This is a genomic window from Streptomyces sp. 17_S59 (assembly GCF_056930295.1).
This window is the reverse complement of sequence record NZ_JBXOWD010000001.1, coordinates 3623259-3635750: the sequence shown is the minus strand read 5'-3', so window position 1 is coordinate 3635750 and position 12492 is coordinate 3623259. Positions and strand designations below refer to the sequence as shown.

The window sequence follows — 12492 nt, the reverse complement described above, 5'->3', positions numbered from 1 at the left end:
AGAAACCATGGGCGACGACGACCAGGACGACGACCTGTACCGGCGGCTCAAGGCATACGAGGGCCGTCCCGCCATCGTCTCCGGCCGCGGCCGCGACCCCGTCAACGCGCCCATGATCAGGCACTGGTGCGAGGCCGTGGGTCACACCGACCCCGCCTGCACCGGCCCCGACGCGACCGCCCCGCCCGCCATGCTCCAGGTCTGGATCATGGGCGGCCCGTCCGGGCCCGCCGAGGGCCGCACGGCCGCGTACGACGAGCTGCTCGCCCTGCTCGACGGCGCGGGCTGCACGGCGGTCGTCGCGACCGACTGCGAGCAGGAGTACGTACGACAGCTGCGCCCGGGCGAGGAGATCACCTTCGAAGCGGTGATCGAGTCCGTCTCCCCCCGCAAGACCACCAGGCTCGGCACGGGCCACTTCGTCACCACCCGGACCGAGATCCGCGCGGACGGCAGGCTCGCAGGCACGCACCGGCTGCGCGTGCTCAGATACGCGCCGGGCGAGCGCGCCCGCACTGCGGAGCGCCCGGAGCCTGCAGCGCGCCTGGCGCCTGCGGAGCGCGGGGAACTCTCCGAGCCTGCGGAGCCCTTGGTGCATGCCGAGCCCCCGGAGCCCGCGGCGCCCTTGAAATTTGCCGAGCGCCCCCACCCCGTGATCAACCGGGACAACGCAGGATTCTGGGCGGGCGTGGCCGACCACGTCCTGCTCCTCCAGCACTGCTCGGCCTGCGGCCGGCTCCGCTTCCCCTGGCTTCCGGGCTGCGCCGGCTGCGGCTCGCCGGAGTGGACGACGGTGGCGGCCTCGGGCACCGGCAGCGTCCACTCGTACGTCGTCGTGCACCACCCGCCCCACCCGGCCTTCGAACGGCCCTACGCCGTCGCACTGATCGAACTCGCCGAGGGCGTACGGATGATCAGCAATGTGGTGGGGGTGGCGGACCGGGTGCGCATCGGGATGCCCGTGGAGATGGAGTTCGCCGAGGTGGACGGCCGGACGCTGCCGGTGTTCAGGGCACGGGCGCAGGAGGGATCCGCATGAGCCTCCGCTGGGTCCCGGGCGACGAACTGCCCGCCCTCACCGTGCCCGTCACCCGCACCCTGATCATCGCGGGCGCCCTCGCCTCCCGCGACTACCAGGACGTGCACCACGACCCCGAGGCCGCACGGGCCAAAGGCGCACCGGACATCTTCATGAACATCCTCACCACCAACGGCCTCATCGGCCGCTACATCACCGACCGCTTCGGCCCCGGCGCGATGCTGCGCAAGATCGCGATCCGTCTGGGGGCGCCCAACCACCCGGGAGACGAACTGGTGCTGAGCGGAACCGTCACCGCGGTGGACCCGGCCGGGACAGGGTCCAGGATCGAGGTCGCCGTCCTCGGCACCAACCGTCTGGGCCGCCATGTGACCGGCACGGTCACCCTCACCCTCCCCGGGCCGACGGCATGAGCGGCGGCCACGGTCACGGCCTCGGCGGCACGGCGGCCGTCGCGGGCATCGGTGCCACGGCGTTCACCAAGGACTCCGGCCGCAGCGAACTGGCCCTGGCGGCCGAGGCGGTACGGGCCGCGCTCGCCGACGCCGGGCTGGGACCCGGCGACGTCGACGGCATGGTCACCTTCACCATGGACACCAGCCCCGAGACCGCCGTCGCCCAGGCCACCGGCATCGGCGAGCTGAGCTTCTTCTCGCGCGTCCACTACGGCGGCGGGGCCGCCTGCGCCACCGTGCAGCAGGCGGCCCTCGCCATCGCGGCCGGGGTGGCCGAGGTCGTCGTCTGCTACCGCGCCTTCAACGAGCGCTCGGGCCGCCGCTTCGGCGCCGGGGTGCGGCAGCGCACGCCCTCCGCCGAGGGGGTGGCCCTGGGCTGGGGGCTGCCGTTCGGGCTGCTCACGCCCGCCTCCTGGGTGGCCATGGCGGCCCGCCGCTACCTTCACGCGCACGGCCTGGAGCCGGAGGTCTTCGGCCACGTCGCGGTCACCGCCCGCCGGTACGCGGCGACGAACCCGGCCGCGCACTTCCACGGCAGGCCCATCACGCTCGCCGACCACGCCGCCTCCCGGTGGATCGCCGAGCCGCTGCGCCTGCTCGACTGCTGCCAGGAGACCGACGGCGGCCAGGCGCTCGTGGTCACCAGCACCGCCCGGGCCCGTACGCTCCGGCACCCGCCCGCGGTGGTCGTCGCCGCCGCGCAGGGCGCGGGCCGCGCCCAGGAGCAGATGACCAGCTACTACCGCGACGACTTCTACGGGGACGGGCTGACCGGCCTGCCCGAGCTGGGCGTGGTGGCGCGGCAGCTGTGGCACGGCAGCGGACTCGGCCCGTCCGACATCGACCTGGCGATCCTCTACGACCACTTCACACCGCACGTGCTGATGCAACTGGAGGAGTTCGGCTTCTGCGCCCGCGGCGAGGGCGGGCCCTTCACGGCGGCCGGAACCCTACCCCTGAACACCCACGGCGGCCAGCTGGGCGAGGCGTACCTGCACGGCATGAACGGCATCGCGGAGGCCGTCCGGCAGCTGCGCGGCACCGCTGCGAACCAGGTCGCGGGTGCCGAGCAGGTGCTCGTCACCGCGGGAACCGGGGTTCCCACGTCGGGGCTGATTCTCGGCGCAGACGGATGAACCGAGGGCGTGTCACCGCCGAACGGGCGTGTCCCGGCCCCTTGACTCGGCCGTATGCACCGACGGAGAAAGATCATCGGATATCTCGTCGCCCTGATGGCGGCGCTGGCCCAGGTGGTCGCCCAGGCCGTGCCCGTCACGGCCGCCCCGTACGAGGGGCCCATCGTCTTCCGGGGCAGGGGGTTCGACACCTGCCAGGCCCCGCCGCTGACCACCCTGAGCGCATGGGGTAACTCCGGTTACGGAGCCGTCGGCGTCTACTACGCCGGGCGGGCCAGGGCCTGCCCGAACCAGCACTACCTCAGCCACCGGTGGCTGACCGGCGCCCGCGACCTGGGCTGGCGGGTGCTGCCGATCTTCGTCGGCTCGCAGTCGCCCTGCGTCCGCGCGGAGTCCAAGCAGGGCTTCTCGATCGGCGACTACCCCGAGGAGCAGGGCGCCGACGAGGGCCGGGAGGCCGCGCAGAGCGCGGGCTCGCTCGGCATCGCCCCCGGCAGCCCGCTCTACCTCGACATGGAGGCGTACGACTACGGGGACGACGAGTGCGGCAACACCACGCTCTCCTTCATCCGCGCCTGGAGCGCCACGGTCTACCGCTACGGCTATCTGCCCGGCCTGTACAGCAGCGCCGAGTCGGGCGTGCGGCACATGGAGCTGGCGCGCCGGTCGGGGACGCCCGACCTGCCGGACATCGTGTGGTTCGCCCGCTGGCGGGTCCCCGCCTCCACCGACCGCGAGCGCTCCCTCTCCCCGGGCTCCTGGCAGCCCCACCGCCGCATCCACCAGTACGCGGGCAACGTCAGCGAGTCGTACGGCGGCCGGAAGATGACCATCGACCGCAATCTCATCGACGCACCCGTGGCCACGATCGCGTGACGGGGGCCGCACAGCATGTGCACTCCGTGGAGGGGGTCGCACAGCACGTGCACCCCTGCACCCCCTTCCATGCCCCACCACGTCTCCCCCTCCAGGAGGTGGGACCGTCCCCGGGGATACGACCTGAGGCGGACCGCGCTCGACACCTCCGGCCGATCCGCCGGACACGGGGGCGCTCCTAGCGTGGAAGCATGACAGCAACCTCGACGCCTGTGTGCACCAGCGCCTCCACCGCCGCCGGGTACCCGTCGTTCACCTCGTACGTACGGGCCCGCGGACCGGTGCTCCAGCGCACCGCCCGGTCGCTGACCTCCAACCCGTGCGACGCCGAGGACCTGCTGCAGACGGCGCTCACCAAGACGTACCTGGCCTGGGACCGCATCGAGGACCACCGGGCGCTGGACGGCTATGTGCGCCGGGCCCTGGTCAACACCCGCACCTCCCAGTGGCGCAAGCGCAGGGTCGACGAGTTCCCCTGCGAGGAGCTGCCCGAGCGCGAGACCTCCCCCGCCGCCGACCCCGCCGAGCAGCAGGCGCTGCGCGACGCGATGTGGCGCGCGGTGCACCGGCTGCCCGACCGCCAGCGGGCCATGGTCGTCCTCAGGTATTACGAGGACCTGACCGAGGTCCAGACCGCGGAGCTGCTCGGCGTCTCCGTCGGCACGGTCAAGAGCGCGGTCTCCCGCGCCCTGGGCAAGCTCCGCGAGGACCCGGAGCTGTGCCGGGCGGCGTAGGACGTATCCGTTCTGTCACGGTCACACCCCGGAACAGTCAGAATTCAGACCCGTACACGTCAAACCCCCGTCCCTGCTGCGATGATCACGAACGACGGCCATATCCAGCCATCCGGCCACCCTCACATCATCCGCAGCACCCAACGGGAGAACGTTCCGTGTCGCTCCGCAAGACCTCGGCCATTGCCCTGGTGGCCCTCGCCGCCGCCCTCTCCCTGACGGCCTGCGGCCCCGACAAGCAGGACGCCGACCACTCGACCGGCCAGTCGGCCCCGCCCTCGGCCGGCGCCCCGGCCGACGGCTTCTCCGGCGGCTCGTCCGGTGGATCCTCCGGCGGCGGGTCGGACAAGAAGTGCCCGACGGCACAGCCCGGCCACAAGCTGGTGATCGTGGACTCCCGGAGCGCCGAGAGCGGCGTGATCGAGTACCGCGAGGCGAAGCCGGTCTGCGGCTCCGGCGGCGTCAAGTGGGAGGCCACGTCGAAGACGGGCAGAGGCCACCTGTCCTACCAGCCCCGCGCCAAGGTCAAGCTGATCAACGCCCAGGGCAAGCTCGCCGACGCCTCCAAGGACGACGGGGACGCCAAGCTGACCGAGTGCTGGGCGGGCCCCAGCCACCCCCGCCCGAAGGATTCCGCCCACGGCCCCTGCCTCGCGAGCGCGTACGACATCGTGGACAAGGGCTGGGAAACCGGCATCACCGAACTCACGCAGCTCCCGGGCAACTGAGACGACTTGACGCCCGCTCGTCGAAGCTTTCCAGCCAGGTCCCCAATCCCGGCCTATCGGCGCACACCCGTATCAACAACCGGGTGATCTCCACCACAGCGAGAAGCGAAGACCACCAAGAGGTCGCTTTTGCGCCACCCGTACAACCATCAACTACCGCTACTGTCCCATCGCCAATCGGCAATACACAGCAACAGCAACGGGGGAAACCACACATGAACGGCATTGCCACTGGACGGACCGTCCGGAAGCTGAGCGGGCTCGCGGTCGTCGGAGTGCTCGCCCTGACGGCTTGCGGCCCCGACGACCAGCCGGCCGACTCCTCGTCCTCGGCCGCCCCCAGCGCCAAGCCGTCCGCCGCCGCGAGCGCTCCTGCCGCGCCCAGCGCGCCGAGCAACAGCGGCGCCACGGCGGGCACCGGCGGCGGAAGCGACGCGCAGGCGAAGCCGGGCCAGAGCCTCAAGGTCGGGCAGGCGGCGACCATCCCGTTCACCTACGGCCACACGTCGGGCACGATCTCGCTCACCGTCACGGCGATCGAGCAGGGCGACCCGGCCGACCTGGCCTCGCTGAACCTCGGCGACCAGGTGAAGGGCAAGGTTCCCTACTACATCCGCTACTCGGTCACGAACGCGGGCACCACGGACCTGTCCTTCTCCTCCGTCGGCCACATGAAGGGCCACCTGCCCGACGGCACCGAGGCCCAGGACCTCATGCTGATCGGCGACTTCGCCAAGTGCAAGAACGAATCGCTCCCCAGCGGCTTCACCGCGGGCAAGACCCAGCAGAGCTGCGCGGTGGCGCTCGCGCCGACGGCCTCGGTGAAGGTCGTGTCGGCCGAGTACTGGGGTGAGCCCTTCACGCTGGGCAAGGGCGTCTTCTGGAAGTGATCCGGGAGACCGGACGCGTCCGGTACGTCATCGCAGGACGGGAGCGGGCTCCTGGCAGCTGAGCGGCATCAAGCCGACTCGGCGGGCCAGGGGCCCGCTCGTGCATGGCCGGGGCGGTGCTGCTCAGCCCTTGCCGAAGACCTCCCGCTCGACATCGGTGGGGGTCCTATAGGTGTCCTTGGAGTGTTCCTGCAGGCGTCTGACCACATCGTTCGAGGCATGGTTGTCCTCGGCGACCCGGGCGAGGTCCTTGCCCCGGGCGGGGAAGTGCGCACCCTTCAGGAGTTCCTGCATGTCGGGCTTCTCAGCCATGGCGGTTCCTCCTAATTTGTAACGCTTTCCTTCCCTTCCGATTCTGGCAACCCCGGCCCCGACCTGCTACCCGACCGGGGCCGACGACAAAAAGGGACGCCCCGACCTGGGGGCTGGGGGCAGAGCAACTGGCCGGACGGAAGCCCGACGCCTGCCTCTGCTGGAGCCACGCAGGGTCACCGGCAGAACGAGGAGCGTAGAGGGCGACGGACCTCACGGGGGCGCCGGGCGCGCTCTGCCTCCGCCCGCACCTGCCCCGGCGTCAGGCCCGACAGGGACCGGATCTCGCGGGAGAGGTGGGACTGGTCGGAGTAGCCACAGGTTGCGGCTACCGAGGTCAGGGGAGCCGTGCCGGTGCCGAGCAGGTGCAGGGCCTTGCGGAAGCGGAGGATCCGGGCTGCCGTCTTCGGAGTGGTGCCGATCTGTTCGCGGAAGAGGAGCTCGAGGCGGCGTCTGCCCAAGCCCGCGTCGTCCGCCAGCGCCGTGATGGGTACGTGCCCGCCCGTGGCCCGGAGGCGTTGCCAGGCCAGGACGACGGAACGGGACGGGGCCGGGCCCGCCGCAACGAGGTCGCTGAGAAGGCCGTCCAGCAGGGTGAAACGAGTGGGCCAGTCCGGGGCCGTTGCCAATCGGTCGGCCAACCGTTCGCCCCGGCGCGGGCCCAGGACGTCGGGCAGCACGAACTTGCGGTTGGCAAGCTCGTGCATGGGGACGCCGAACGCCGCGAACGCTCCGGGAGGCGTGAACACGATGCCGATACCGTTGTGGTGCCCGGCCAGTTCTATGTCGTTCGGCTCGTCGAGCAGTCCGACTGCCAGGGAGCCCGTCGTGGCCCGCACCCAGTGGACACCGTCCGGCAGCCGATAGCCCCGTGCGGTCCGGTGGAAGTCGACGAGAACGATGGGAGTGTCGGTCGGCATGACGCGGCGGCGCGCCGGGGTGGCTCCCATGACCTCGTCGTAGCCGAAGTAGCCCAGGACGTGACCGCCGAGAGCCGGGTGCGGCGGACGTGCCGCCACGATCGTCATGAGCTGCCAGTGCCGGGCAATCGCATCCCTTGCCGTCATCGGCCTCGCGCCTCTCCATCGGCGAACCGTGTACGTGCCACTGTCCGCCGACGGCTCCCGTTGCGCAATGCCCACACCCGGCACGGCCTCATTCCCCCGTTCCCCCGTTGCCGAGGCCGTGCCCAGGTGTGGACGGTTCCCCCGTTGCGCATTCAGGCTATGGGCGTCGTATCCACGCGTATTGAAGAAATGCGAACCCCCCTCGTCGCCCCGCCGCGAATAAGGACAGAGGTCCTGACGGGCTCGGCAGAGCACCGGACGGCGATGCCACACAGATGCCACGATGCCGCCATGACCGGGGGCTTCCGTGAGTGGCGCAGATGAGTCGGACAGCGACCGTTCGTCCACGAATGCGGCAGCCGCGCTCACCAGCGTGAGGAGACCGCACCGTCCGGCCATGGCGGAGGGGAGCGGGCAGCTGCGCCGGAACTAGCTGCTTACGGCGACTACTCGTTGAGGGTCGAGGTGGAGTTCATACGCGGTGGAGCATTCGCTGATCACCGTAGCGACGGGGGTGCCGCAGGGGCAGAGGCGGTTCATTCCGCCTCGACCGTTCCAACCGCAGCAGCCGAAGTGCTCACTCCAGTTTTCATCCAGCTCCATGGATACGAGCGAGGGGGCGTCGTCAGGATTCAGGGTGATGGTGTCGCAGGGCCCGGCCGACACGAGAACCCCGAGCGCTCCGTCTTCGTTCTCGACTCCGACGTACGGCCCACCGGGAAAGATCGGCGCCTCTCGCGTGGGGTCGTCCACGAACTCGAACGGTGCCCCCCACGGCTCCGGATCCACCGCATAGCATCCGGCCTCCACCGTGGACGGCGCTCTGCGCATGCCGTCTTCGCCGATCCCGCCATCCCAGTGGGGCCGCGGAGGCATCTCCGGCAGTTGCCGCAAGGGCGGAGTCAGTGGGTGGCCGCAGGCAGTGCATTGGAAGCGAATCATCCTGGCAACCCTAAACACAGTCTCCCACGACGGGTTTTCAAGGGGGCTGTGGGGTACACGCTCGTCAGCGCTCTGACCTGTGGCTACGGCCCCTTCGGCAAGCGTCCGGTGGGACCTTGGTCCACACATGGTCCACTGCCTTCGGGCGGCGGTCTGTGAGGGCTACGCCATCGCCTCTGTCCGCTCCCGCTCGCACTGCTCAATCACGGCTCGGGCCCACGGAGCCATGACCAGCCGGGGAAGCATCGCGGCGGGGAACCCGTGCAGCATCACGCCTTCCGTCAGCGCAAGCTCCCTGCCGTCACCGTCCCAGTGACCGACGAACACCGTGATCCGCCCGTCGCTCTCCGGCCCATGCGCGGAGACCACGGCGTACGGCTGGAGGTCCGGCAGGAAAAGACCAGCCTCCTCCTTCAGTTCCCGAGCGATGGCGTTCGCTGGGCTCTCCTGGTCGCTGTCACGGCCACCGCCCAGGAGGGACCAGGCTCCCGGATCGCACATGCCCGGGATGTTGTCCCACAGGTGCAGCAGGTAGTCACCCCTCCCGTTGGTGACCACTGCTGCCGTGCCCATCGGCTCCTGACTGATCACGCTCTCCTCCGCCCGGCCGGGACCCCTGCGAACCGCTAGCATCGCGGAACCATCCGGCCGAGGAGGGAGCGTCCACCCGTGCGTCACCCGCGCGTAGGCGTCGCCATCTTGACGATGGGCAACCGTCCCGAAGAGCTGCGAGCCCTCCTCGACTCCGTCGCCAAGCAGGACGCCGCCCCCACCCGCGTCGTGGTCGTCGGCAACGGCTCGGCCGGATCCAGGAACTGTATGAACAGGACGACCGACTGAGCATCGTCAGCTTCCGGATCGCCGACGAGACAGGGCACACCCAGCGGCGCCACGTTCCACGCCTGCGGGCAGGAGACCCGATGCGCCAGGGGCTGGTGACCACCTTCCTCGGCGGCGGGCACGCGCTGTCGATGCCGATGCTTGAGCAGGTGGGCGGCTGGCCGGAGGAGTTCTTCTACGCGCACGAGGAAACGGACCTTGCATGGCGGGCCCTCGACGCCGGATGGAAGATCCTCTACGAACCCCGCCTCGTCCTCCAGCACCCACGCACCCTGCCCACCCGCCACGCGGTCTACCACCGGATGGTCGCCCGCAACCGCGTCTGGCTGGCCAAGCGCCACCTTCCCGCTGCCCTGGTCCCCGTCTACCTCGGCATCTGGACACTGCTCACCCTCGTCCGGAGCCGGTCTCCCGGCGGGCTGAAGGCGTGGGCCGGCGGGTTCGTGGAAGGCGTAAAAACACCGTGCGGGCGACGCCAACCGATCAGATGGGCCACGGTGTGGCACATGACCAGGCTGGGCCGCCCGCCGATCGTCTAACCCGGGTTCACACCGCCAGCCCTGCGTTAGGCCCCGGGCGAAGGGGCGAACCACACATGGGCCGCAGACTCCAGAAGGGTCAGTGCGGGATGCCCTCGATGATGTCCCGCGCCCCCTGCCGCAGCAACTCAGCGCAGACGCGCGTGCCGAGGGTCGCGGGGTCGTTGCTGCTCTCGCCCCAGTAGTGGGCGTGGACGAACTTGGATCCGTCCCGTGAGAAGACCATGCCGCGCAGCGAGAGCTGCCCGTCCGGCTCCGAGATGCAGTGCCCGGCGATGGGGCTGTTGCAGTGCCCCCGCAGACCGTGCAGCATTACGCGCTCGGCGGTGATCTCGGTCATGGTCCGCTCGTCGTTGAGCCGGGACAGCAGACCGGCGACACCCCCGTCGTCCTGGCGGCACTCCAGACCGAGCGTTCCGGCGCCGACCGCAGGCAGCACCTCGTCCACGGTGAACACCTGGCGGCCTCGGTGGGCAATGCCCAGCCGCTCCAACCCCGACGTGGCGAGCACCATGGCGTCGAGCTTGGTGTCGATCTTGCGCGTGCCGTCGAGCTTCTCGACGCGGGAACCCACAGCGCCACGGACCCGTACGACGCTGAGGTCGGGACGCACGCGGTTGATCTGCGCCTTGCGGCGGACGGCAGAAGTACCGACGACGGCGCCGGGAGGAAGGTCGTCGAGTGTCTGGCGCTCGGAGCCCTCCGGGAAGAGGAGCACGTCACGGACGTCATCACGAGGCAGGTACGCGGCGAAGATCAGTCCCTGTGGCAGCGGCCGGTCCCCCGGCACGTCCTTGACGCAGTGCACCGCCATGTCGACGGCACCGCGTTGCAGCATCTGATCGATTTCCTTGACATACAGACCCTTCCCACCCAACCGGGCAAGGTTTCCTTGCCACTTGTCCGCCTCGGTGGTGACGGGTACGACCTCGATGTTCAGGTCGGGCTCGTGCTTGCGGAGAAGGGCGGAGACCTGCTCGACCTGGGCGAGCGCCATGGGGGAACTGCGGGTGCCGATCCGGAGCGTGCGTGCGGGGAAATCGGTCATGGTGTGGCCTCCTCGTTCCTGGCTTCCAAGTAACTGGCGGGATGGGCACGGTGGGTGCGTAGTGCTCGTGCGACGCGGGCGGACATGCGGGGGTGGAGCAGTTCAAGGGCGGAGCCGGTGTACTCCCAGCGCCACGCGTCGATCTCTTCGCGCTGGAGGACGATGCGGCCCTCGTCGCCGGAGTACAGGCAGGGCCCGGTGAAGAGGAAGGACAGCCGGTCGCGCCGCCCCGGGCGGGTGGCCTGCAGCCACTCGACGGCGAGGAACTGCCACGAGTGGGCGTTGATGGTGAGGCCGAGTTCTTCACGGACTTCCCGCCGGACGGCGTCGAGGGGCGATTCCCCCGGTTCAACGAGCCCGCCCGGCAGATGCCACGGCCCGCCGGCCTTCGCCGGATGCACCAGCAACATCCGCCCCAGACGATCCGTGATCAGCACGTAGGCCGTGACCGGGATCCCGTGGGCGACCGTGGCCACCGTGGCCCGCTCGCCGCGGTTACGGCCGTGCTCCTGGTCCCGGTCGACATCGGCGTAATCGGTAAAGGTCCGCCGGAACGGCCGGTGCCCCGAGTCCCGGGCATGCCCGAACATCCACGCCTCAACGTCCCCACGGTCCACGAACCGGCCGGAGTGCGCGCCGCACTCCTCCTCGTCCCCGGCCGCGCACTCGGCCGTGTACTCGGGCCACACCGCCTCGTCCTGCGTGATCGTGTACGGCACGAAGCGAAAAACACGGCTCACCGGTGCCCCTCCGCATGCCTGCCCATCCGGATGTCGCAGTCCGTGACGGTTGTGTAGTCACCTGCCGTCCGGGCGTCCAACCGGGTATCCGCCAATCTCGTGCACTCACCGCAACCGGGGACCGGTTCCGGCTGTTCGAAGGTCGGCAATCCCAGGTGGGGGGCCGATGACATGGTCGTCCTACGAGTGCTCATCCCCGCTCCTCGCGTCGTCCGAATAGCGACACGCTAGGAGCACGGAAGTCCGACCATCCAGCGAGTTCTACGTTGTTGCACGCGAGTTTTCACCGGAGGGAGTCGAGTGCTGCGGTCACCACAGCTCGGGCTGGCGCCCCGTAGACAGCCAGGTCCCGCAGCTCGGTGAAGGCTTTGACGTACATCGCGACCTCACCCGGCGCCGTGACGGTCACCTGGGCCGTCAGCAGCTCTACGTGGACCCGCTCGTCATCGAAGATGTTGAAGCCCTCCAGGGTCCACATGCCGCGGCTCTGCGCCGTGAACGGGATGATCCCGACCGAGACGGCGGGAAGCGACATGACCGACAGCAGGTGCCCCAACTGGCCGGCCATCGTCTCGGCGTCGCCGATCCGGTAGCGCAACACCGATTCCTCCATCAGCAGGGTGAATCGGTGCCCTGCCTCCTGGAGGACGCGGGCCCGAGCCATACGAGCGTCCACAGCCTCGGCAGTGTCATCCGGCGTGCCGTGGAACCGGCGGATGACCGAGAGCAACGCGGACGCATACGCGGGCGTCTGGAACAAGCCTGGTACGACGTGTGACGCATAGCCTCGGTGCAGCTTCGTACGCTCATAGAGCGGGATGCGTGATTCCTGCAGCCGCCGCAGGCCAGTGCGCTGGAGACGCTTCCACTCCAGGTACATGGAGTCAGCAGACCGCGACGCCGCAATGATGTCCGCCGCCTGGTCGTCGGCATCACATGCTGCGCACCATGTACGGATATCCGCGTCGGATGGCGGCGTACGCGCGTTCTCAATGCGTGAGGACTTGGACTTGTTCCATCCGCAGCGTACGGCCAGCTCGTGCCCCGTCAGCCCGGCGTCGAGACGGACCTCGCGCAGCTTCGCCGCCACGGCCTTGCGCGCTGCTTCGACGCTTGATGACTGATACTTGGGCATGAGCTGGCTCG

General features: G+C 70.0%; 13 protein-coding genes and 1 pseudogene. 8 read left to right on the top strand and 6 right to left on the bottom strand.

From position 1 onward, the window contains the following. Positions 1–7 precede the first annotated feature (7 nt). The 7 genes from AC1Z4A_RS16215 to AC1Z4A_RS16185 all read left to right on the top strand — a co-directional run bounded on the left by AC1Z4A_RS16215 (position 8) and on the right by AC1Z4A_RS16185 (position 5858). Complete coding sequence (locus tag AC1Z4A_RS16215; RefSeq protein WP_483679597.1) at positions 8–1039, top strand: bifunctional MaoC family dehydratase N-terminal/OB-fold nucleic acid binding domain-containing protein; 1032 nt, start codon at positions 8–10, stop codon at positions 1037–1039. Then, positions 1036–1452 (top strand): MaoC family dehydratase, encoded by a 417-nt coding sequence (locus AC1Z4A_RS16210; protein ID WP_483679595.1) that lies wholly within the window; start codon positions 1036–1038, stop codon positions 1450–1452. The genes AC1Z4A_RS16215 and AC1Z4A_RS16210 overlap by 4 nt, the downstream gene beginning before the upstream one ends. Next, on the top strand, positions 1449–2630 hold the full coding sequence (locus AC1Z4A_RS16205) for a lipid-transfer protein (protein ID WP_483679594.1): 1182 nt from the start codon (positions 1449–1451) through the stop codon (positions 2628–2630). The genes AC1Z4A_RS16210 and AC1Z4A_RS16205 overlap by 4 nt, the downstream gene beginning before the upstream one ends. A 54-nt stretch (positions 2631–2684) precedes the next feature. Further along, the gene (locus AC1Z4A_RS16200) at positions 2685–3506 is read left to right on the top strand and encodes a DUF1906 domain-containing protein (RefSeq protein WP_483679593.1); all 822 of its coding nucleotides are present in this window, start codon (positions 2685–2687) and stop codon (positions 3504–3506) included. Between the two features lie 191 nt (positions 3507–3697). Next, positions 3698–4240: a SigE family RNA polymerase sigma factor gene (locus AC1Z4A_RS16195; RefSeq protein WP_483679592.1), complete on the top strand. Its 543-nt coding sequence runs from the start codon at positions 3698–3700 to the stop codon at positions 4238–4240. Between the two features lie 158 nt (positions 4241–4398). Further along, the gene (locus tag AC1Z4A_RS16190) at positions 4399–4968 is read left to right on the top strand and encodes a hypothetical protein (protein WP_483679591.1); all 570 of its coding nucleotides are present in this window, start codon (positions 4399–4401) and stop codon (positions 4966–4968) included. Between the two features lie 215 nt (positions 4969–5183). Then, the gene (locus AC1Z4A_RS16185; RefSeq protein ID WP_483679590.1) at positions 5184–5858 is read left to right on the top strand and encodes a hypothetical protein; all 675 of its coding nucleotides are present in this window, start codon (positions 5184–5186) and stop codon (positions 5856–5858) included. 123 nt (positions 5859–5981) lie between these two features. Here AC1Z4A_RS16185 and AC1Z4A_RS16180 read toward each other — a convergent pair whose 3' ends face one another. The 3 genes from AC1Z4A_RS16180 to AC1Z4A_RS16170 form a co-directional block, all read right to left on the bottom strand. Then, positions 5982–6170 (bottom strand): DUF2795 domain-containing protein, encoded by a 189-nt coding sequence (locus AC1Z4A_RS16180; protein ID WP_483679589.1) that lies wholly within the window; start codon positions 6168–6170, stop codon positions 5982–5984. Positions 6171–6346: 176 nt separating this feature from the next. Next, the gene (locus tag AC1Z4A_RS16175) at positions 6347–7237 is read right to left on the bottom strand and encodes a helix-turn-helix domain-containing protein (protein WP_483679588.1); all 891 of its coding nucleotides are present in this window, start codon (positions 7235–7237) and stop codon (positions 6347–6349) included. A 1104-nt stretch (positions 7238–8341) separates the two neighbouring features. Next, complete coding sequence (locus tag AC1Z4A_RS16170; RefSeq protein WP_483679587.1) at positions 8342–8770, bottom strand: NUDIX domain-containing protein; 429 nt, start codon at positions 8768–8770, stop codon at positions 8342–8344. 114 nt (positions 8771–8884) lie between these two features. Here AC1Z4A_RS16170 and AC1Z4A_RS16165 point away from each other — a divergent pair. Beyond that, positions 8885–9558 (top strand): annotated as a pseudogene (locus AC1Z4A_RS16165) (glycosyltransferase family 2 protein). Between the two features lie 79 nt (positions 9559–9637). Here the strand turns inward: AC1Z4A_RS16165 and hemC are convergent. The 3 genes from hemC to AC1Z4A_RS16150 all read right to left on the bottom strand — a co-directional run bounded on the left by hemC (position 9638) and on the right by AC1Z4A_RS16150 (position 12481). Beyond that, entirely contained in the window at positions 9638–10606 is a 969-nt protein-coding gene (gene hemC / locus AC1Z4A_RS16160; RefSeq protein WP_483679586.1) for a hydroxymethylbilane synthase, read from the bottom strand. Next, a complete protein-coding gene (locus AC1Z4A_RS16155) occupies positions 10603–11346 on the bottom strand; it encodes an NUDIX domain-containing protein (RefSeq protein ID WP_483679585.1) in 744 nt (247 codons plus the stop codon). Before AC1Z4A_RS16155 ends, hemC begins: the two co-directional genes overlap by 4 nt. 283 nt (positions 11347–11629) lie before the next feature. Beyond that, positions 11630–12481 (bottom strand): helix-turn-helix domain-containing protein, encoded by an 852-nt coding sequence (locus AC1Z4A_RS16150; RefSeq protein WP_483679584.1) that lies wholly within the window; start codon positions 12479–12481, stop codon positions 11630–11632. Between the last annotated feature and the right edge of the window lie 11 nt (positions 12482–12492).

What these genes read in the sequence shown, in the direction of transcription:
- AC1Z4A_RS16205 (WP_483679594.1), top strand. Translation starts at nt 1,449, where the DNA reads ATGAGCGGCGGCCACGGTCACGGCCTCGGCGGCACGGCGGCCGTCGCG.
- AC1Z4A_RS16180 (WP_483679589.1), bottom strand. Translation starts at nt 6,170, where the DNA reads ATGGCTGAGAAGCCCGACATGCAGGAACTCCTGAAGGGTGCGCACTTC.
- AC1Z4A_RS16210 (WP_483679595.1), top strand. Translation starts at nt 1,036, where the DNA reads ATGAGCCTCCGCTGGGTCCCGGGCGACGAACTGCCCGCCCTCACCGTG.
- AC1Z4A_RS16150 (WP_483679584.1), bottom strand. Translation starts at nt 12,481, where the DNA reads ATGCCCAAGTATCAGTCATCAAGCGTCGAAGCAGCGCGCAAGGCCGTG.
- AC1Z4A_RS16200 (WP_483679593.1), top strand. Translation starts at nt 2,685, where the DNA reads ATGCACCGACGGAGAAAGATCATCGGATATCTCGTCGCCCTGATGGCG.
- AC1Z4A_RS16195 (WP_483679592.1), top strand. Translation starts at nt 3,698, where the DNA reads ATGACAGCAACCTCGACGCCTGTGTGCACCAGCGCCTCCACCGCCGCC.
- hemC (WP_483679586.1), bottom strand. Translation starts at nt 10,606, where the DNA reads ATGACCGATTTCCCCGCACGCACGCTCCGGATCGGCACCCGCAGTTCC.
- AC1Z4A_RS16215 (WP_483679597.1), top strand. Translation starts at nt 8, where the DNA reads ATGGGCGACGACGACCAGGACGACGACCTGTACCGGCGGCTCAAGGCA.
- AC1Z4A_RS16175 (WP_483679588.1), bottom strand. Translation starts at nt 7,237, where the DNA reads ATGACGGCAAGGGATGCGATTGCCCGGCACTGGCAGCTCATGACGATC.
- AC1Z4A_RS16185 (WP_483679590.1), top strand. Translation starts at nt 5,184, where the DNA reads ATGAACGGCATTGCCACTGGACGGACCGTCCGGAAGCTGAGCGGGCTC.